This is a genomic window from Pseudomonas sp. BNK-44-b (assembly GCF_047456245.1).
GTDB lineage: Bacteria > Pseudomonadota > Gammaproteobacteria > Pseudomonadales > Pseudomonadaceae > Aquipseudomonas > Aquipseudomonas machongensis.
The window spans coordinates 209,146-227,947 of record NZ_CP179908.1; the positions used below are offsets into that span (position 1 = coordinate 209,146).

At 65.3% G+C, this 18,802-nt stretch carries 17 protein-coding genes; 8 read left to right on the forward strand and 9 right to left on the reverse strand.

All coding sequences use genetic code 11. The features are described from left to right. Position 1 precedes the first annotated feature (1 nt). From ACMGGG_RS01060 to ACMGGG_RS01080, 5 genes are read right to left on the reverse strand one after another with little or no spacing between them, the layout of a single operon-like run. The gene (locus tag ACMGGG_RS01060) at positions 2–625 is read right to left on the reverse strand and encodes a lysophospholipid acyltransferase family protein (protein ID WP_063542668.1); all 624 of its coding nucleotides are present in this window, start codon (positions 623–625) and stop codon (positions 2–4) included. Between the two features lie 8 nt (positions 626–633). Beyond that, entirely contained in the window at positions 634–1,065 is a 432-nt protein-coding gene (locus tag ACMGGG_RS01065) for a hypothetical protein (RefSeq protein WP_063542670.1), read from the reverse strand. Continuing rightward, positions 1,062–2,420: a phosphatase PAP2/dual specificity phosphatase family protein gene (locus ACMGGG_RS01070; protein ID WP_414154736.1), complete on the reverse strand. Its 1,359-nt coding sequence runs from the start codon at positions 2,418–2,420 to the stop codon at positions 1,062–1,064. Before ACMGGG_RS01070 ends, ACMGGG_RS01065 begins: the two co-directional genes overlap by 4 nt. Next, complete coding sequence (locus ACMGGG_RS01075; RefSeq protein ID WP_112897259.1) at positions 2,420–4,168, reverse strand: bifunctional alpha/beta hydrolase/class I SAM-dependent methyltransferase; 1,749 nt, start codon at positions 4,166–4,168, stop codon at positions 2,420–2,422. Before ACMGGG_RS01075 ends, ACMGGG_RS01070 begins: the two co-directional genes overlap by 1 nt. Positions 4,169–4,198: 30 nt before the next feature. Continuing rightward, entirely contained in the window at positions 4,199–4,804 is a 606-nt protein-coding gene (locus tag ACMGGG_RS01080) for a CDP-alcohol phosphatidyltransferase family protein (RefSeq protein WP_054892662.1), read from the reverse strand. Positions 4,805–4,993: 189 nt separating this feature from the next. On the opposite strand from ACMGGG_RS01080, the gene ACMGGG_RS01085 reads away from it, so the two are divergent. Both ACMGGG_RS01085 and ACMGGG_RS01090 read left to right on the forward strand, forming a co-directional pair. Continuing rightward, the gene (locus ACMGGG_RS01085; RefSeq protein ID WP_153774485.1) at positions 4,994–5,401 is read left to right on the forward strand and encodes a type II toxin-antitoxin system HicB family antitoxin; all 408 of its coding nucleotides are present in this window, start codon (positions 4,994–4,996) and stop codon (positions 5,399–5,401) included. 247 nt (positions 5,402–5,648) lie between these two features. Beyond that, entirely contained in the window at positions 5,649–6,287 is a 639-nt protein-coding gene (locus ACMGGG_RS01090) for a TetR family transcriptional regulator (RefSeq protein WP_054892660.1), read from the forward strand. Between the two features lie 2 nt (positions 6,288–6,289). On the opposite strand, the gene ACMGGG_RS01095 is transcribed toward ACMGGG_RS01090, so the two are convergent. From ACMGGG_RS01095 to ACMGGG_RS01110, 4 genes are all read right to left on the reverse strand, one after another. After that, a complete protein-coding gene (locus tag ACMGGG_RS01095; RefSeq protein ID WP_414154737.1) occupies positions 6,290–9,847 on the reverse strand; it encodes a molybdopterin cofactor-binding domain-containing protein in 3,558 nt (1,185 codons plus the stop codon). 15 nt (positions 9,848–9,862) lie between these two features. Further along, entirely contained in the window at positions 9,863–10,330 is a 468-nt protein-coding gene (locus tag ACMGGG_RS01100) for a (2Fe-2S)-binding protein (RefSeq protein ID WP_054892658.1), read from the reverse strand. 130 nt (positions 10,331–10,460) lie between these two features. Beyond that, positions 10,461–10,937 carry a MarR family winged helix-turn-helix transcriptional regulator gene (locus tag ACMGGG_RS01105; RefSeq protein ID WP_063542678.1) on the reverse strand — a complete coding sequence of 159 codons (477 nt, stop codon included), beginning with the start codon at positions 10,935–10,937 and terminating at the stop codon, positions 10,461–10,463. A gap of 68 nt (positions 10,938–11,005) precedes the next feature. Continuing rightward, entirely contained in the window at positions 11,006–12,058 is a 1,053-nt protein-coding gene (locus ACMGGG_RS01110; protein ID WP_414154738.1) for a 2,5-dihydroxypyridine 5,6-dioxygenase, read from the reverse strand. A 329-nt stretch (positions 12,059–12,387) separates the two neighbouring features. Between ACMGGG_RS01110 and nicC the strand changes: the two genes are divergently transcribed. From nicC to ACMGGG_RS01140, 6 genes are all read left to right on the forward strand, one after another. Further along, complete coding sequence (gene nicC / locus ACMGGG_RS01115; protein ID WP_414154739.1) at positions 12,388–13,536, forward strand: 6-hydroxynicotinate 3-monooxygenase; 1,149 nt, start codon at positions 12,388–12,390, stop codon at positions 13,534–13,536. Beyond that, the gene (gene nicD, locus ACMGGG_RS01120) at positions 13,533–14,339 is read left to right on the forward strand and encodes an N-formylmaleamate deformylase (RefSeq protein WP_414154740.1); all 807 of its coding nucleotides are present in this window, start codon (positions 13,533–13,535) and stop codon (positions 14,337–14,339) included. Before nicC ends, nicD begins: the two co-directional genes overlap by 4 nt. A gap of 13 nt (positions 14,340–14,352) precedes the next feature. Further along, positions 14,353–15,105 carry an Asp/Glu racemase gene (locus ACMGGG_RS01125; protein ID WP_054892653.1) on the forward strand — a complete coding sequence of 251 codons (753 nt, stop codon included), beginning with the start codon at positions 14,353–14,355 and terminating at the stop codon, positions 15,103–15,105. A gap of 14 nt (positions 15,106–15,119) precedes the next feature. After that, positions 15,120–15,761 carry an N-carbamoylsarcosine amidohydrolase gene (locus ACMGGG_RS01130; protein ID WP_065861555.1) on the forward strand — a complete coding sequence of 214 codons (642 nt, stop codon included), beginning with the start codon at positions 15,120–15,122 and terminating at the stop codon, positions 15,759–15,761. A gap of 206 nt (positions 15,762–15,967) precedes the next feature. After that, positions 15,968–17,281: an MFS transporter gene (locus tag ACMGGG_RS01135; protein ID WP_063542688.1), complete on the forward strand. Its 1,314-nt coding sequence runs from the start codon at positions 15,968–15,970 to the stop codon at positions 17,279–17,281. A 135-nt stretch (positions 17,282–17,416) separates the two neighbouring features. Continuing rightward, positions 17,417–18,709, forward strand: coding sequence for an OprD family porin (locus ACMGGG_RS01140; protein ID WP_063542690.1), 1,293 nt, complete (start codon positions 17,417–17,419; stop codon positions 18,707–18,709). The last annotated feature ends 93 nt before the right edge of the window (positions 18,710–18,802 follow it).

Here is an 18,802-nt window from a genome sequence, read left to right on the forward strand (position 1 = left end):
CTCAGACTTCCTTCGGGGCCAGGTTCAGCAAGGCTTGACGGGCCCGCTCGAGAAACGCCTGCTTGCTTTCGTCAGGCAGCACCTGCAATGGCTCGCCGAAACTCAGCGTGCACAGCAGCGGCAACGGCAGGGCGCGACCTTTGGGCATCACCCGGTTGAGGTTGGCGATCCACACCGGTACCACCTCGATTTCCGGCTGGGCAGAGGCGAGGTGGAACAGGCCGCTCTTGAACGGCAGCAGTGGATCGTCTCCAAGATTGCGCGTGCCTTCCGGGAAGAAGATCAGCGAATCGCCCTGGGCCAGGGCGTCGAACACCGGTTGCAACGGGTTGTCCTGGCCTTCGCTGCGCTGGCGATCGATGAGGATGCCGTTGAACACCTTGCGTATGACGAAATTGCGCAGCCCGGGTTTGTTCCAGTAATCCGCCCCGGCCACAGGCCGCGTCCGGCGCCGCAAGGGCTCCGGCAGGGAGGCCCAGAGCAGGACGAAATCGCCGTGGCTGCTGTGGTTGGCGAAGTACAGGCGCTGCACCGGTTGTGGCGTGCAGCCGAGCCACAGGGCACGGGCGCCGGTGATCAGGCGCGCGGCGGAGGTGATGGCGAAGGCGGTGAGGGCGGCGAGCATGGTGCGGGTCATCCGGTGAAGGGCAGTGTCAGCAGGGTAGCCAAGGTCAACAGCAACTGCAGGCCCAGGCACAGGGCCTGGCGGCGCAACAGGGCGAGTGCAGCCTGGCTGCGGGTTGGCCAGTCGCGCGGATCGTCGTCGCGGGCCTTGAGGTTCAGCTCGAACAGCGCTCGGTCCAGGGCGCGGGTGTCGTCAGTGAGCCGGGTACTGCTGGCCATGCGATCGAAGAGCTCGGCATCCAGGGCCACGCGCACGGCCCAGTATTTGTGGGCAAGGCCCAGGAGCAGCAGCACGATGCATAGCGCACTGGCCAGCGGATGCAGGTGCAGGCCGAGCAGTGGCGCGAGGCCGTAGGCGACGGCCAGCAGTGTCAGGGCGTCGGACAGGCGTTCCAGTTGTCGGCCACGGGCTAGCAGGATGGCGACCAGGTGCAGGTTCATGGCTGGACTCCGAGTTGCAGCAGGGCATGACGGTGGCCTGGGTGCAGTACCACGCCCGGGCGGGCCTGGCGGATGAGGGCTTCGGCGGCGTCGATGTCGGCGCAGCGGCCGCTGTGGATCAGCCAGGCCGCCACGGCGCTGGCGCTGCGTGAATAGCCCAGGGCGCAGCAGACCAGCAGCGGGCCTTGCTGGCGCAGGCGGTCGATGGCTTCGGCGGCCTGCAGCAGCAAAGCGGGGCTTGGGGGGATGAGGTCCAGGGTGGGCAGGCTGAGGTAGGTTGTCTGTTCTGGCCCATTCGCGGGCAAGCCCGCTCCTACAGGGTCAACAGGCGCTGTGGCTGGCCATGGGCAGGGTAGCTCCGCACACAAATCCACTACCGCCGCAAAATCACCTGCCTCGCCCAATCCGGGAATCCGTCCCAGATACACCCCGTCGCAGACTTCATCTGCCTGCGGATGCCGCCAGGTCCAGGCTCGGGAGTTGATCCAGGCGCCAATCAGGTAAGGCGCCAGCAGCCAGGTCGCGGCGTTCGACAGATGCCCATCCGCAGCTTTCTGGAATCCGCTGGCCCCCAGCAGCACATAGTTCAGCGCTACCACCAGCAACGCCACTGCCGGCCACAGCAAACACAGCCACCCTCCACCCAGCTTGAAGGCCAGCAGCGCACACAACAGGGCGCCGATGCCATAGCGCAAGCCAAGCCGCCAGCGTTTCGGCTCACGCGCCAGATGCGCCTCGCGCAGCGGCAACGCGCCCTGGTGCGGCCATAGCCACAGGCACAGCAGCCCCACCAGTGCGCCGCTGGGCAGGTCGATGAAGTGGTGCTGCCAGGTGGTCAGCACCGAGAGCCCGATCAAGGCCATCCAGCCGTGCACGGCCCAGCGCCAGAGCGGTTTGCGGGTGTGCCGGGCGAACATGCTCCAGATGATCACCAGCAGCGCGATATGCAGCGACGGTGCCTGGTTATAGGGTTTGTCGAAGCCCATCAGCATATCGAACAGCCAGCCGAACACGCCTGCCAGTTCCGGTCGCTCGAAGGTGAAACGCAGCGGCCACAGCAGGAAGCAACTGACGCTGACCAGCTGCGCGGTCAACAGCGCCAGGGCATGGCGGTCCATCTCCCGACGCGTGAGCGGCAGCAGGAATGACAGGCCGTACAACAGGTCGATCGACCAGTACGGAATGATCGTCCATGGCCACAGCGGCATGTGCCGTTCCCAGCCGAACACCAGGCTGCCGACATCGTCGCGCCCGGCGGTGTAGGTGTTGGCCAGGCCGTAACTGAGGAAGAAGAACGGCCCGAGCAGCAACAGCCACAGGACACCGCGCCGGATCAGCCCGGCTTCGCGCGTCATCAGCGAACCCGCTGGGCCAGGCTGACGCTGAAGATGCCCCACTCGTCGATGCGCTGGGCGATCTTGCGAAAACCTGCCGCCTCCACCAACTGGTCCATCTCGGCCTGGCTGCGCCGGCGCATGACCCAGGCGTCGCCGCCGCGGTGGCTGGTCAGGGCGCGGGCGATCATCTCCAGTTGCGGATGCCATGGCTGGCCGGTGTAGACCAGGTAGCCGCCGTCTTCCACGGCGTCGGCCAGGCCCGCCAGGGAGTCGCCCACCCGTTGGTTGCTGGCGAACAGCTCATAGAGCCCGGACACCACCGCCAGGGTGGGGCGCGGGTCGAGGCTCGCCAGGCTCTGGCGGTCGAAGGCATCGCCCTGGACGAAACGGGCAATCTCGCCCAGGCCCTTTTCGTCGATCAGCGCGCTGCCCTGCTGCACGTTCAGCTCGCTGTAGTCGCGCAGCAGGATCGAGTCCGGCAATTGCTCCTGCAGCGCTTCGAGGATGTAGCGGCCGTGGCCGGCGGCGATATCGACGATGTGCACAGGTCGTGCCTGTTCGCGCAGGCGAGCGATGGCCAGGCGCAGCAGTTCCTCGACATGCACCTTGCGTTGGCGGATACCACGCCAGCCGATGGCGTCGAGGTAGTTGCGATCGATCAGCTCGCCCAGTTTGCCCTTGCCGGTCGCCTGGTTGCGGTACACGTAGTCCAGGGTGCTGCCGGAGTCGAAGCCGGTGTCGAAACCCAGCTTCACCCCTTCGGACAGCCCCTTGCCCAGGCGCAGGCTGGCGCGGTAGCTGCGCCAGTAGAGGTCGCGCGGCGAGTTGTGCGGCAGCGGTGCGGCCAGGCTCTCGGCCTCGGCGCAGCTGGCACCGACCTTGTCGGCATCGAGCAGCGAAGGCGCAGGCAGCGGTGCGTCGAAACAGTGGGCGATGAAGCGCTCGATCCGCGCCAGGGCGTGGGCGCGGTCGCGTTCGCCGAGGGTGTCGTGGAAGAAGCCGGGCAGGATATGCATCTCCTTGCGCGGGCTGCCCAGGCGCTCGAAGAAACGCTCCTGCGGGCCGCGTTCCACCACGAAGTCCGCGCCGGACACCAGCAACTGGGTCGGTATCTGGATGGCCTGGGCGTCGGCGACCACGCGGTCGGCTGCCTCGTACAGGCCCAGCAGCACGGTCACCGAGATCGGTCGGCTGATCAGCGGGTCTGCGGTGTACGACATCACCCGTTCCGGATCATGGGTGAGCAGCCGCGGCTTGACGTAGCTGTTGACGAAGAAGTTGCCGCGCAGGGCCTTGAGCAGTTTCAGGCCGGGGCGAGCGAAGGGCACGTAGAGCTTGACCTTGAACGCCGGCGAGGCCAGCACCAGGCAGCGCACCTTGGGCGCGTAGTCGTGGGCCCAGGTGGCGATCAGCACTGCGCCGACGCTCTGCGCCAGCACGACCATATCGGGCTCGGCGATACCGTGCTGCGCCTGGATATGTTCGATGAAGGTCTGCACGTCGCGCACGCTGGTGGCGAAGCTCGGACTGTCGCCACGGGCCCCTGGCGACAGGCCATGGCCACGGGCGTCCCAGGCGAAAATGTCGTAACCGGGCAGGTCCAGTTCGTCGGCCAGGTGCGCCATGCGCCCGCCGTGCTCGTGCCCGCGATGGAACATCACCAGTGCCCGGCGCGGCTGGTGCTCGTTGCGGGTGGCCGGCCAGTGCCGGTAGTGCAGCTCGACGCCGTCGTGGGTCGAGAAGTGCAGCGATTGCGCTTGGCGCATGGTGAAAGTCCTTGTCCTGCGGCAATGGGGTCAGCGGGTTTCGGCCAGCCCGTGGCGTACCCGGTTGTAGAGGGTATAGAGCGAGAGCAGCAGGATGACCAGCAGCAGGCCGTTGATCCACGTCGGATTCAGCACGCCGAAGGCCACGCCGGTACCCAGTACGCCGAAGGCAAAGGCGCGGTCGCTCTTGCCCATCGGGCCGTCGTAACGCCGCGAAGCACCGGCCAGCGGGCCCATCACCCCGGCGTATTCACTGATGACGGCAAGCAACACCACCAGCACCACCAGTGCCGGCGACACCCCGACCAGCAACGCGAAGGGCAGGTACAGCGCCGCGTCGGCGATCACGTCGCACAGCTCGTTGAGGTAGGCACCGAGGGTCGATTGCTGGCCGAATTCACGGGCGAGCATGCCGTCGACGGCATTGAGCGCCATGCGCAGCAGCATCCACACCGGGACGAGGATGAACAGCCAGGTGACGTGGGGCAGCCAGGCGAGCAGCAGCCCCAGCAGCACCGACACCAGCGCTGCGGCGACGGTGACCTGGTTGGCAGTGACGCCGCGATCGTAGAGACGCTGCACCGAAGGGCGCAGCAGAGCCTGGAAGCGGGGTTTGAGCTGATAGATGGATGGCACGGTGAGTTCCCTGTCGTGGTGCGGCGTGGAGGGGATTGTGGGGAAAGAGATTGGCGGGCGGCAAGGTGCATTTGTCCTACATGTGAACCAGATAAAGCCTTCACCTCAAAGAGCGTGCCACCGCTCGTCAGGGATTGTGTGGGTAGTGTGTATTAGGGGCTGGTTTAAGTTAAGGAGATGTATGAGTCGATGAAATTTCCAGTTGTTTTGCACAAGGACATAGATTCCGACTACGGCGTGACCGTACCCGATGTCCCTGGTTGTTTTTCTGCCGGCGTCACCGCTGCCCAGGCGCTCGATAACGTCCAGGAGGCACTGGCGCTGCATTTTGAAGGCCTTGTCGCCGATGACGAGCCTTTACCCCAGGCGCAGGAGATCGATGTACACGTGGCCAATCCGGATTTTGCCGGTGGTATCTGGGCAGTAGTTGATTTTGATGTGACGCCCTACCTGGGCAAGGCGGTGCGTTTCAATGCGACGCTGCCAGAGAACCTGCTGCAGCGCATCGACGAGAAGGTGAAGCGCGATAGTCGATATGCCTCGCGTTCCGGTTTTCTGGCTTCAGCGGCGCTGCGCGAGTTGTCGATTGCCTATTGAAGTGGCCATTGCGGCTACAACGCATCCCGCGCCTTGCCGCGATACACCCGCAGCACATCCGCCATTACCGCCGGGCGATTTCCACTGGCGACTGGCTGCCCAGGTCCAGCCCGATCGGCCTGTGCAGGCGTTCGATCTGCTGGGCCGGTCGACATGCTGCATGTTCGGTTACCCCGTTCCAATCGTTGGCGCCCCACCCCATGTCTGTGGCAGTGTTGGCTATCTGGCCAGCCCCACAGGGACCGACATGCAGACTCGCAAAACCGGTGTTCGCGCCCAGCAGGCCGACCGCACCAAGGACAACATCCTCAAGGCCGCGGTGAAGGTCTTCAGCAAGGAGGGCTTCACCGGCGGGCGCGTCGAGCAGATCTCCACGCTGGCCAAGTCCAACGACCGGATGATCTATTACTACTTCGGCAACAAGGAAAAGCTGTTCATCAGCGTGCTGGAGCATATCTACGCCAGCTTCAACCAGGCCGAGGCCAAGCTGCGCCTGGACCTCTCCGACCCCGAGAGCGCGTTGCGCCAACTGGTGGCGTTCATCTGGGACTACTACGTGCGTCATCCCGAGTTCGTTACCATCCTGGCCACCGAAAACCTTCACCAGGGCCAGCACGCGCGCAAATCGCAGAACCTGCAGGCGCTGTCCGGCGAGGCGGTCGGCGTGCTGCGGCCGATCATCGAGGCGGGGCAGGCCAAGGGCCTGTTCCGCAATGACATCGACATCACCCACGCCTACCTGATGATTGCCTCGCTCTGCTATTTCTATAACTCCAACCGCCATACGCTCAGCTCGTTCCTCGCCGTGGACCTCGCCGACAAGCAGGCCAAGGCCGACTGGCTGGACTTCATCAGCGATCTCGCCCTGCGCGGCCTGCGCCGCTAGCCTCAGTGGCTGCCGGGGTTGGCGCGTACCTGCGCGCTCTTCGCCGCCAGCCCTTGCCAGGCCGGTTTGTCGGCGGCGAAATGCTGGCGCAGGTAGGCGGCCAGGTCCGCCACCTGGCGGTCCGAAAGGCTATCCCTGAAGCCGGGCATATAGCCCAGGTCGCGGGTCGCAGGCGTTGGAATACCGTGCAAGATCACGCGCAGCAGGTTGTCCGGCACATCGCTGTGCACGTTGCTGTTGACCGCCATCGACGGGCTGACACCGAACAGCTTCGGCCCCAGGCCATCGCTGTGACAGGCCATGCACGCACCTTTGAATACCCGCTCGCCATTGCTGATGGACAGTTGCGTATCGACCTGAGGCGCAGCCTGGGTCGCGACCGTCTGCGGCTCGCCGTCCAGTGAACTCAGGTAGTGGGCAATGGCCCGCACGTCGCTCTCCGGCAAGGTCGCCAGCTCGCTGACCACTGGCCCCATGGGCCCGGCGGCGACACCGTGCTTGTCGGAGAAACCGGTGCGCAGATAAGTGAACAACTCGCTCTCGCTCCAGGGCGTGGACGACTTGCCCAGGGCGTTGAGTGCTGGCGCCTCCCAACCATCGACCATGCCCCCGGCCAGGTAGCTCTTGCCGGCTTTTTCCGCGCCCATCAGGTTGCGTGGCGAGTGACAGGCGGTGCAGTGTCCGAGGCCGTCGACCAGGTAGGCGCCGCGGTTCCACTGCGCACTGCGCTGTGGGTCGGGCTGGTACTCGCCGCGCTTGAGGAACAGCGCGTTCCAGCCGGCCATCAGCGGGCGCTGGTTGAACGGGAAACGCATGTCGTTGGCCGGCGCCTCCTGGCGTACCGGTGTCTGCGACATCAGGTAGGCGTACAGCGCCTGCATGTCACCGTCGGTGATATTGCGAAACGAGGTGTAGGGAAAGGCCGGGTACAGATGTCTGCCGTCGCGGCTGATGCCCTCGCGCATGGCGCGCTCGAAGGCGGCGAATGACCAGCGGCCGATGCCGGTTTCCGGATCGGGCGTGATGTTGGTGCTGTACAGCGTGCCGAACGGCGTTTCCATCGCCAGGCCGCCGGCATTGACCTTGCCGCCGCTGACCGTGTGGCACACCGCGCAATCGCCGGCCGCCGCCACCTGGCGCCCGCGTTCGAGCATCGCCGCCGACCAGCTGCCGGCCGCCGGAGGCGTCACCGGCGCGATTTCCGTGCGAAAGGGCAGGGCCGTGGCGAGCATGCCCAGGGCGGCACCGAACACGCCGGCGATCGAGCCGAACCACCACTTCGAGCGTTTCGACGCGGGCGGTGCTGGCGCAGACGAATCCTCGCCGTTACCGCCAAGCGCAGCACGCACCCGTTCCGCCGTAATCGGCAACTCGCGAAAGCGTATGCCGGTGGCGTCGAAGATCGCGTTGGCGATGGCCGCCGCGCTCGGCACCGAGGCCGACTCGCCGCTGCCCATCGGTGGTTCGTGTTGGCGCGGCAGCATCATCACGTCGATGGCTGGCAGCTCCGGGAAGGTGAGGATCGGGTAGCCGCCCCATTCCTTGCTGGCCACCGTCGACTCCTCGAAGTGCACCTGTTCCTTGAGCACGCGGCTGGTGGACTGGATCACGTTGCCGTGGATCTGGTGGCGCACGCCCTCGGGGTTGACCATCATGCCCGCGTCATGGCCGATCACCACACGGGTGACGGCTACCTCGCCGGTGCGCCGGTCCACCGCCACATCGGCGACCCAGGCCGCCCAGGCCGCCCCGAAACCCGGGAATTTGCTGTGGATGTAGCGCGCATAGGCAAAGCCGCGACCGCGCAACACATCGCCCTCGGCGGGCGCCTGCATGGGCTGGGTGTGCGCCTGCCACTGCGCGCGTTCGGCGGTGGCCTTGACCAGATCGATGGCACGCGGGTCGGAAAGGTGGCGCAGGCGGTATTCGACCGGGTCGACGCCTGCCGCGAAGGCCAGTTCGTCGATGTAGGACTCGTGGGCGAAGCTGTTGGGCATCGCCGACACGCCACGCATCCACGAGGCGCGTACCAGCGGTGTCATGTCATTGATGGTGACGCGCATGTGTTCGTAGTCATAGGGCGGAATCGAGGTGCGGTCGCCCATTTCGAACAGCGCCGGCACCGGTTCCACCGCGCCGGTCAGCAGCAGGGCGAGGGTGGGGGCGCCGTTGGAGGGGTAGCTGGTCTGGAAGTCGTAGGCGGCGACCGTGCCGTCGGCGTTCAGGCCGCCGTCGATCTCCATCAGTTGCGCGGTGCCCTTGGGCTCCCAGACATGCTCCTGCTCGCGGGTCAGTTGCACCCGCACCGGGCGTCCGACCGCACGCGACAGCAGCACCGCGTCGGCGCACACGTCGTCGGCGCAGTTGCGGCCGTAGCAGCCCGCCGCCTCCATGCGGATGATCTCGATGCGCGCTTCGGGACACTCCAGCAACCAGGCGAGGTCGGCGCGCAGCAGGTGTGGATTCTGGGTGCCGGACCAGACGCGGATCTGGCCTTCGGTGAAGTCGGCCAGGGCACAGGACGGGCCGATCGAGCCATGCAGCTGGTAGGGCCACAGGTAACTGCGGCTCAGGCGCTGGCTGGCATTGGCGATGCCCGCGTCGACCTCGCCCTTGTCCAGTACGGTGCGCTGCACCCTGGGGTTGTCGCGGATGGCCTGGGCGACGTCGCTGAGGTCGGGCAGCTTGCCGGTGAACGGCTTCCAGCTCAGCTTGAGGTCGTGGGCGGCGCGGATCGCCTGTTCCTCACGCTCGGCCACCACGCCGACGAAGTCGCGGATCACCACCACGGCGACCACGCCAGGCACATGGGCGATGGAGCTTTCATCCACCGCCAGCAGGCTGTTGCCGACGAAGTCGCCACTGTCGTGACCGGCGTAGGGCGGGCGGATCACCCGGCCGTGGAGCATGTCGGGCAGGCGCATGTCGTGCACGTAGGTCAGCTCGCCGGTGGCCTTGCCGGGGATGTCTACCCGCGCGGCGCTGCGCCCGACCAGGCGATAGTCCTCGACGGCCTTGAGCGGCGCGTCGTCGGCGATGCGCAATTGCTGGTTTTGTCCGCGCACCAGGTCGGCGAAGGGTAGGCGACGGCCGTCTTCGGCGATCACCGCGCCTTCTTCGATCCGCAAAGCATTGGCTGCGCAGCCCAGCTCAAGGGCGGCCTGCTGCAGCAGGAAGCGTCGCGCCGTGGCCGCGGCCTTGCGCAAGGGCACGGCGGAAATCTGCAGGGTGGCGCTGGCGATGGTCGCGCCCTGGTTCGGCGCACGCTCGGTGTCGCCGAGCACCATGTGCACCTGGTCCATGCGCAGGTCCAGCTCCTCGGCGACGATTTGCGCCAGCGAGGTGCGGATGCCGGTACCCAGGTCGACGTGGCCATTGAAGGCATAAACCAGGCCGTCGTCGCTGACGGCGATGAACAGTGCCAGTTCGCGGTCCTTGATGACCGGTGTCACGCCCTTTGCGACCGGCCCTGAGGGTGGGGTGATCTCGTCGACGATCAGCAGCACGCCGCTGCTGGCCAGCAATTGCTCGCGTGAAGGCACCTGTTGCGAGTGATTCATGAGGTTCTCCGGATCTCAGGCCTGGCGGCCGGCGGCGCGGCGCACCGCGCGCAGGATTTCGACGTGGGTGCCGCAGCGGCAGAGGTTGCCGGACAGTTCGTTGCGGATCTGTTCGTCGGTGGGATTGGGGATACGGTCGAGCAGGGCCTTGGCGGTCATGATCATGCCGTTCATGCAGTAGCCGCACTGGGCCGCCTGTTCGTCGATGAACGCCTGCTGCACCGGGTGCGGCGCGGCCTTGTTACCGAGACCTTCGAGCGTGGTGACCTCGCGGCCTTCGGCGCCGGCCAGGGGGATCACGCAGGAGCGCGCGGCCACCCCGTCGATGATTACCGTGCAGGCCCCGCACTCGCCCAGGCCGCAGCCGTACTTGGGGCCGTTCAGGCACAGGTCGTTGCGCAGGATCAGCAGCAGCGGTGTGTCGGCGTCGGCGCTGACATCCACAGGCTGACCGTTGATCCGTAGGGAGATGGTTGTTTGCATTGTTGGCTCATCTCTGGGGCGCTACCAAAGAACACAATTGGTGCGCTTTTTCGGTAAGTACTCACTACATGAAATGGTGAGCAAGAAGCAGGCCAGAGATGGCGTTGAGGGGGGAGGAGTGGAGGCGTTGCTAGCCGGCCGACTCGTCGCTGTCGATCATCTTGCGTAACAGGAACAGGATCGCCACCCGCTCCCCGGCATTGAGGCTGCCCATGCTCAGCTCGCTGATCTGTCGTGCGCACGGAATCATCGCGTCGAGCAGCGCCGAGCCGCTTTCGGTGAGCTCGACGATGACCTTGCGCCGGTCGTCCGGGTCTGGCGACAGTTGCACCAGTTCGCGCGCCTTGAGGCGCTCGACGATGCCACGGATGGTCGCCTGGTCCACCGCCGTGGCCTTGATCAGCTCGGCCTGGGAACTGGGCCCGTGGTCGCGCAGGGCGCACAGGGTGACGAACTGGATCGAGGTGAGCTGTGGGTCGCACGCCTGCTGCTGGAAGATCGCCGTATGCCGCTGGTACGCCTTGCGCAGCAGGTGGCCGATCTGTTCGGTGACGTCATAGGGCGTGGTGTCGAGCGGGGTGGCAACGGGGGCGGTTTTCTTCGGCATGTGATGGCTTGGGCTGTGTGGGTTGGCTGGCCGGCCTCCGAAAGCGGAGCGCCGGGCCAGTATAACCCCTATCGCGCCTTGGACTCCTCGGGCGCGACCACCTCGCCGGCCAGCACCACGGCCTGGTCGTCCAGGTAGATATCGCAGTTGCGCAGCGGGATATCCAGGTGGCACGGGGTCTTGCGCTTGCCGCCGACCTCGGTGTTTGGGCCGGTGGAGAACAGGAAGTTGCCGTAGAAGGCGCGTGCGTCCATGCACATGCCGTCGTTGCGGTCGTGCAGGCCCATGGCGGTCCATTGCGCGCGGGGTTGCAGGCCCCAGCCGATGTGGGAGATGCCGTACACCTCGGGGTCGTTGAAGTACTTCATGTAGTCACGCAGGTATTCGGCTTCGAAGCCGCCGTGGATACCGGTGATGAAGCCTTTCTCGATCTCCAGGGTGATGCGCTCGCGGCAGTAGTTCTTGAACGGCAGGATGATGTCGCCGACATCCAGTACCAGCGTGCCTTCGGCGCTGTCCTCGTTCGGCCAGGTGAACAGGAAGCCACTGGGCCAGTGGTCCCAGCGCCCCGGCTCGTCGGCGTAGCCGTATTCGGTGACCGCCGGATACTGGCCGAGCGGGGCGTGGAAGTCGCTGCCGGCCTTGGAACGCACGTGCATGCTGCGCGCTTGCTTGAGCAGGGTCTCGGAGGCCAGCACGCGACGCTTGTCGTCCTCGCTCGGCAGCATGCGCGCCAGTACTTCCGGGGGTTCGACCGCCAGCAGGATGCGCGTTCCGGTCTTGAGGATCTGCTCCTGCTCGGGAGAGTGCAGCAGCATCATGGTGTCGACGATCAGGTCGGCCGCTTCCAGCGCCCGCTGGGCGGCGATGTTGCCGGTCAGCGCGGTGTCGCCGCAGTAAGCGGTCATGTCGTTGCCCATCGCCGTGGGGTGGTTGAACGACGGCAACTCCACCGCATAGACCTTGGCCTTCAGGCGCTGCGCGGCCTCCATCGCGGCGTTGACCGTGCGCGGGTCGGAGTAGTGGCTCTTGAGCACGGCGACGCTCTGGGTTTCGTCAACCCGAGACAGTTTCAGCACGTGTTCGAACATCTGGGTCAGCTCTGCATTGCTCACCGGCATGGGGGGTCTCCTGGTCAGGACTCAAGGGTCGAGCGGCTGCACCACGGCAGTGCCTGGCGCGTCATCTCGGTGCAAAACAATAGTGTGTACACCATATTTGCGCAGATGAAAGCGCATCCCGTCGATTAGCGCAAGCGTTGCGATCAAACGTTACTTATTCACACATATTCCAATGTTTGCGGTAACAATAGCCGCGTTATCGCCATTGATCACGGTCCTTGAAAATATTTCGCACTGCCTCTTCCAATTAAAAAAATAGAGCGTATACACTCTAAATCGTCGAGCGGCCGAACCGCTGGCAACACATCAGAACAAGAGGAGACATACCCATGCGGGGTAGGCAGAAAATCGCAATCGTCGGTGCAGGTCTGGGTGGGGCGGCGGCCGCCACGTTGCTGCAGCAGGCCGGGTTCGACGTCGAGGTGTTCGAGCAGGCGCCGGAGTTCACCCGCCTGGGTGCGGGCATCCACATCGGCCCCAACGTGATGAAGATCTTCCGTCGCATGGGCCTTGAGCAGAAGCTGGAGCTGATCAGCTCGCACCCGGACTTCTGGTTCAGCCGCGACGGCAAGACCGGCGACTACCTGGCGCGGATCCCGCTGGGCGAGTTCGCTCGCCGCGAGTACGGCGCCTCGTACATCACCATCCACCGCGGCGACCTGCACGCGCTGCAGATCGAGGCGATCAAGCCGGGCACCGTGCATTTCGGCAAGCGCCTGGAAAAGATCGTCGACGAGGGTGACCAGGTGCGCCTGGACTTCGCCGACGGCACTCATACCGTGGCCGATATCGTCATCGGTGCCGATGGCATCCACTCGAAGATCCGCGAGGAACTGCTGGGCGCTGAAGCGCCGATCTACAGCGGTTGGGTCGCTCACCGTGCGCTGATTCGCGGCGACAAGCTCAAGCAGCACGCAGACGTGTTCGAGGACTGCGTGAAGTGGTGGACCGACGATCGTCACATGATGGTCTACTACACCACCGGCAAACGCGACGAGTACTACTTCGTCACCGGCGTACCGCACGAGGCCTGGGACTTCCAGGGCCCGTTCGTGGACAGCAGCCAGGAAGAGATGCGCGCCGCCTTCGAGGGCTACCACTCGACGGTGCACAAGCTGATCGACGCCACCGAGTCCATCACCAAGTGGCCGCTGCGCAACCGCAACCCGCTGCCGCTGTGGAGCCGTGGCCGTCTGGTACTGCTGGGCGATGCCTGCCATCCGATGAAGCCGCACATGGCCCAGGGCGCCTGCATGGCCATCGAGGACGCGGCAATGCTGACCCGCTGCCTGCAGGAAACCGGGCTGTCCGACCACCGCACCGCCTTCGCCCTCTACGAAGCCAACCGCAAGGAACGCGCCTCGCGGGTGCAGTCGGTGTCCAACGCCAACACCTTCCTCTACACCCAGGAAGACCCGGCGTGGGTCTACGGCTATGACCTCTATGGCCAGGAACTGAAAAGCGGGGAGGCGGCATGAGCAGCTTCGTCGCCGGCGGCAACGTCAGCGCCAACGGCATCCGCCAGCACTACCTGCGCTACGGCGGCAAAGGGCCGGCGCTGATCGTGGTGCCGGGGATCACCAGCCCGGCGATCACCTGGGGGTTCGTCGCCGAGCGCCTCGGCCAGCACTTCGACACCTATGTGCTGGACGTGCGCGGGCGTGGCTTGTCCTCCAGCGGCCCTGGCCTGGACTATGGCACCGATGCCTGCGCCGCCGACATTCCGGCCTTCGCCGCAGCGCTTGGGCTTGGCAGTTATCACCTGGTCGGTCATTCGATGGGCGCACGCTTCGCCATTCGCGCTGCCGCCCAGGGCGCGCCGGGTTTGCAGCGCCTGGTGCTGATCGATCCGCCGGTTTCCGGCCCGGGCCGGCGCGAGTACCCGAGCAAGCTGCCGTGGTACGTCGATTCGATCCGTCAGGCCACGATCGGCATGACCGGCGAGGACATGCGCGCCTTCTGCGCGACCTGGAGCGACGAGCAACTGGCCCTGCGCGCCGAATGGCTGCACACCTGCCACGAGCCGGCGATCGTGCGGGCCTTCAACGATTTCCACGAGGTGGATATCCATCAGGACCTGCCTGCCGTGCGCCAGCCGGCGCTGCTGATGGTGGCCGGGCGTGGCGGTGTGATCCAGGCGCAGGACATCGCCGAGATCCGCGAGCTCAAGCCGGACATCCAGGTGGTTCAGGTCGACAACGCCGGCCACATGATTCCCTGGGACGATCTCGAAGGCTTCTTTGCCGCCTTCGGCGATTTCCTCGACCATTCCCTCGTCTGAAGGAGCACGAGACATGACCAAGCTGTATCGCATCGGCCAGATCGTGCCGAGTTCGAACACCACCATGGAAACCGAGATCCCGGCGATGCTCACCGCGCGCCAGGCGATCCGCCCGGAGCGCTTCACCTTCCACTCCAGCCGCATGCGCATGAAGCAGGTGAAGAAGGAAGAACTGGCGGCGATGGACGCCGAGTCCGACCGCTGCGCGGTGGAGTTGTCCGACGCCAAGGTCGACGTGCTGGGCTACGCGTGCCTGGTGGCGATCATGGCCATGGGGCTGGGCTATCACCGCCAGTCGGAGAAACGCTTGCAGAAAGCCACCGCCGACAACGACGCGCTGGCGCCGGTGATCACCAGTGCAGGTGCCTTGGTCGAGGCGTTGCACGTCATGAAGGCCAAGCGCATCGCCATCGTTGCGCCCTACATGAAGCCGCTGACCGAGCTGGTGGTGAACTACATCCGTGAAGAGGGCTTCGAGGTTCAGGACTGGCGTGCGCTGGAGATCCCCGACAACCTCGCCGTGGCGCGCCATGATCCGGCCAACCTGCCGGGCATCGTCGCCGGCATGAACCTGGAAGGCGTCGATGTGGTGGTGCTGTCGGCCTGCGTGCAGATGCAGTCGCTACCCGCCGTGGCCAAGGTCGAGGCACAGACCGGCAAGCCGGTCGTCACCGCGGCCATCGCCACCACCTACGCCATGCTCAAGGCACTGGACCTGGAGCCTGTAGTTCCGGGCGCTGGTGCCCTGCTGTCGGGCGCCTACTGAAACGGGAGACGGACATGAGCGACGCACAGAGCGCCCGTGACAACTACCAGGGCGTGTGGGGCCAGCGCATCGGCTTCGGCCGCAAGGCGGCCCTGCTGATGATCGACTTCATGCAGGGCTATACCACCCCCGGTGCGCCACTCTACGCCCCCGGCGTGGTGTCGGCCGTCGAGCAGGCCAGCGGCCTGCTGGCGCTGGCGCGTGACTGCGGTACTCTGGTGGTCCACACCAATATCCGCTACCAGCCCCCGCACTTTGCCGATGGTGGCGTGTGGGTACGCAAGGCGCCGGTGATGAAGGACATGGTCGAGGGCAATCCACTGGCCGCGTTCTGCGAGGCGGTGATGCCACTGGCGCAGGAAGTGGTGCTGAGCAAGCAGTATGCGAGCGCCTTTTTCGGCACCAGCCTTGCACCGCTGCTGCATGCGCAAGGGGTCGACACCGTGGTGCTGGCCGGCTGCTCCACCAGCGGCTGTATCCGCGCCAGTGCGGTGGATGCGCTGCAGCACGGGTTCCGGACCATCGTGGTGCGCGAGTGCGTCGGCGATCGCCATGAGGATCCGCACGAAGCGAACCTGTTCGACATCGACAGCAAGTACGGCGATGTCGTCAGCCGCCAGGAGGCCATGGAGCAACTCAAGCGCCTGGCCGACTGAACCGGGCGCCTTGTACCCATAACAATCGAGGAACGGTGCAGGAACGCCCGCTCCATCGCCGTCCGCTGTGCGGACGGTCGCCCCGCAGGAGCACTCGGGGTCTTGTGACGCTGCCCTGGACAGCCGCCTGTAGTGTGCGGCGCTCTTGGAGCGTCGAAAACTGCTGGCCTAAAAACAACCACAAAGTCGCCGCCAGGAGACAAGAAATGCCAATTGCGAATGCAACCGCGGTTCACAGTGCAACCGACCAGGGCACACAAGCGCTCTACCGCAAGATCACATGGAGGCTGATTCCCTTCCTGTGCTTCTGCTATCTCGCGGCCTATCTGGACCGCATCAACGTCGGCTTCGCCAAGCTGCAGATGCTCGAAGACCTGCAGTTCAGTACCGCAGCCTACGGCCTGGGGGCCGGGCTGTTCTTCGTCGGCTACATCATCTTCGAGGTGCCGAGCAACCTGATCCTGGAGCGCGTCGGTGCCAAGCTCTGGATTGCCCGGATCATGATCACCTGGGGCCTGCTGTCGGCCTGCACCATGTTCGTGTCCACCACCACCCAGTTCTACATCCTGCGTTTTCTGCTCGGGGCCGCCGAGGCGGGCTTCCTCCCGGGCGTGCTGTACTACCTGACCATGTGGTATCCGACCTACCGGCGTGGGCGCATCATCGCGCTGTTCATGATCGGCTTGCCGCTGTCGAGCGTGATCGGTGGTCCGATCTCTGGCTGGATCATGGGGCACTTCGACCAGGTCCACGGCCTGCATGGCTGGCAGTGGCTGTTCCTGCTCGAGGCGATCCCCAGCGTGCTGCTCGGTATCCTGACCTTCTGGGCCCTGCCGAACAATTTCCACCAGGCCAAATGGCTGTCCGACGATGACAAGGCGCAACTGGCCAGCGACCTGGCTGCGGACGATGCCGAGGGCAAGGGCAGCAAGCACAGCTTCCGCGATGGCTTCTTCAACCTGAAGGTATGGATGCTCGGCGGCATCGATTTCTCGATCCTGCTCAGTGCCTATGCCATGGGGTTCTGGATGCCGACTTTCATCCGCGATGCAGGCGTCAGCGACACCTTCCACATCGGCTTGCTCACTGCGATTCCGAGCCTGGCCGCGCTCCTCGGCATGCTGATGATCGGCGCCAGTTCCGACCGTCATCGCGAGCGTCGCTGGCACATCATCGTGCCGTTCATCATCGGCGCCATCGCCATGGCCAGCAGCACTCTGTTCAGCCAGAACCTGGTGATGACCGTGGCGCTGTTCGCCATCGCCTCGGCGGCGATCATCGGTGCGGTGCCGGTGTTCTTCAGCCTGCCGGCGACCTTCCTCAAGGGCACCGCTGCGGCCACCGGTTTCGCCCTGGCTTGCTCGCTGGCCAATATCGCGGGCCTGGTGAGCAACTCGCTGATGGGCATCGTGACCGATCTCACCGGTACCTCCCACGCGGCATTGTGGGTGTTCGCCGGCTGCCTGATCCTGAGCTGCTTCCTGGTGATCGCGCTGCCCGCGAAGCTGGTCAACCGCTAGCGGTCGATCGCTTCTCGCAACGGTAGCCCGGCGGGCCTGGCGCCCGCCTGATCCCTTCATCACGCCATCCGCACGTCGGCGGCCTTTGGGCTGCCGCGGTGGATCGCTGTTGCCCGAATCCAGGAGTCGCTCCCCATGCACGTACAGATTTCCCAACGTTTTTCATCGGCCACCCGACTGGCCGGTGGCTGCGTCGCCGCAGCGCTGTGCCTCGATGCCTCTGCCGAAGACAGCGGTTTCATCGAAGGCGCCCGCGCCACCTTGCAGGCGCGCAATTACTTCTTCAGCCGCGACTATGCGGATATCAAGGGGGCCAGCACCCAGTCCCGTACCCAGGAGTGGGCGCAGGGGTTCATCCTCAATGCCAGCTCCGGTTATACACAGGGGACGGTGGGTGTCGGCCTCGATGTGACCGGGCTGCTTGGCTTCAAGCTCGACAGCAGTCCGGAGCATTCGAAGTCGGGCCTGCTGCCGAGCCTTGCCAGCGGCAAGTCGGCGGACGAGTACAGCCGCCTGGGTGCGGCGATCAAGTTCAAGGTGTCGCAGACCGAGCTCAAGGTCGGTGAGCTGATGCCCAACCTGCCAGTGCTGTTGTTCAGCGACTTGCGCCTGCTGCCGCCAACGTATCAGGGGGCGATGCTCGAGTCCCGCGAGATCGCCGGGTTGACCTTGAACGCCGGCCAGTTCCGCTCCACCAGCCTGCGCGACTCGTCCAACAGCCAGAAGATGTACGCGCTGGTCAACGACCCGATCAACCCGTCGAGGCTGGCGCGCTTCACCAGCGACCGCTTCAACTACGTCGGCGCCGACTATGCCTTCAACGACAACCGCACCAGCGTCGGGGTGTGGCAGGCGCAACTGGAGGATATCTACCAGCAGCGCTTCTACAGCTTCAAGCACGCCGAGCCGGTGGGCGACTGGACGCTGGGTGTCAATGCCGGGTACTTCGACGCCCGCGAGGACGGTCGCAAGATTGCCGGTGATTACGACAACCATGCCTTGTTCAGCCTGTTCTCGGCCAAGACTGGCGGGCATACCTTCTATGTGGGCTACCAGCAGATCGGCGGCAAGGATGGCTTCATCCAGGTCGGGGCCAACACCAACCCGATGGGCAACACGCTGCCAACCTACGAGTTCTCGGCGCCGGGGGAACGTTCCTGGCAGGTGCGCCATGACTACAACTTCGTGGCCCTGGGCATTCCCGGCCTGACCTCGACTCTGCGCTATGTGAAGGGCGGGGATGTGGACACCGGGCTTGGCTTCGAAGGGCGTGACCGGGAGCGCGATCTGGACCTGGCGTATGTGGTGCAGAGCGGGCCGCTGGCCGGGCTGGGAGTGCGGGTTCGCAATGTCATGGCGCGGTCCAACTACCGGACCGATATCGATGAGAACCGGTTGATCCTGAGCTATACGGTGAAGTTGTTCTGATCGGGGTGTGCTGAGTCAGTACCGGCCTTTTCGCGGGCAAGTCGCAACGGAGAACCGCTCGCCCTGTGGGGGCGAGGGTTCGGCGCCCCGACT

Excerpts from the sequence above, each read along its gene's own strand:
- ACMGGG_RS01075 (WP_112897259.1), bottom strand. The coding sequence starts at position 4,168 with ATGCGCCAAGCGCAATCGCTGCACTTCTCGACCCACGACGGCGTCGAG.
- ACMGGG_RS01110 (WP_414154738.1), bottom strand. The coding sequence starts at position 12,058 with ATGCCGGTGAGCAATGCAGAGCTGACCCAGATGTTCGAACACGTGCTG.
- ACMGGG_RS01140 (WP_063542690.1), top strand. The coding sequence starts at position 17,417 with ATGCACGTACAGATTTCCCAACGTTTTTCATCGGCCACCCGACTGGCC.
- ACMGGG_RS01125 (WP_054892653.1), top strand. The coding sequence starts at position 14,353 with ATGACCAAGCTGTATCGCATCGGCCAGATCGTGCCGAGTTCGAACACC.
- ACMGGG_RS01070 (WP_414154736.1), bottom strand. The coding sequence starts at position 2,420 with ATGACGCGCGAAGCCGGGCTGATCCGGCGCGGTGTCCTGTGGCTGTTG.
- nicC (WP_414154739.1), top strand. The coding sequence starts at position 12,388 with ATGCGGGGTAGGCAGAAAATCGCAATCGTCGGTGCAGGTCTGGGTGGG.
- ACMGGG_RS01130 (WP_065861555.1), top strand. The coding sequence starts at position 15,120 with ATGAGCGACGCACAGAGCGCCCGTGACAACTACCAGGGCGTGTGGGGC.
- ACMGGG_RS01135 (WP_063542688.1), top strand. The coding sequence starts at position 15,968 with ATGCCAATTGCGAATGCAACCGCGGTTCACAGTGCAACCGACCAGGGC.
- ACMGGG_RS01065 (WP_063542670.1), bottom strand. The coding sequence starts at position 1,065 with ATGAACCTGCACCTGGTCGCCATCCTGCTAGCCCGTGGCCGACAACTG.
- nicD (WP_414154740.1), top strand. The coding sequence starts at position 13,533 with ATGAGCAGCTTCGTCGCCGGCGGCAACGTCAGCGCCAACGGCATCCGC.
- ACMGGG_RS01095 (WP_414154737.1), bottom strand. The coding sequence starts at position 9,847 with ATGAATCACTCGCAACAGGTGCCTTCACGCGAGCAATTGCTGGCCAGC.
- ACMGGG_RS01085 (WP_153774485.1), top strand. The coding sequence starts at position 4,994 with ATGAAATTTCCAGTTGTTTTGCACAAGGACATAGATTCCGACTACGGC.
- ACMGGG_RS01090 (WP_054892660.1), top strand. The coding sequence starts at position 5,649 with ATGCAGACTCGCAAAACCGGTGTTCGCGCCCAGCAGGCCGACCGCACC.
- ACMGGG_RS01060 (WP_063542668.1), bottom strand. The coding sequence starts at position 625 with ATGCTCGCCGCCCTCACCGCCTTCGCCATCACCTCCGCCGCGCGCCTG.
- ACMGGG_RS01100 (WP_054892658.1), bottom strand. The coding sequence starts at position 10,330 with ATGCAAACAACCATCTCCCTACGGATCAACGGTCAGCCTGTGGATGTC.
- ACMGGG_RS01105 (WP_063542678.1), bottom strand. The coding sequence starts at position 10,937 with ATGCCGAAGAAAACCGCCCCCGTTGCCACCCCGCTCGACACCACGCCC.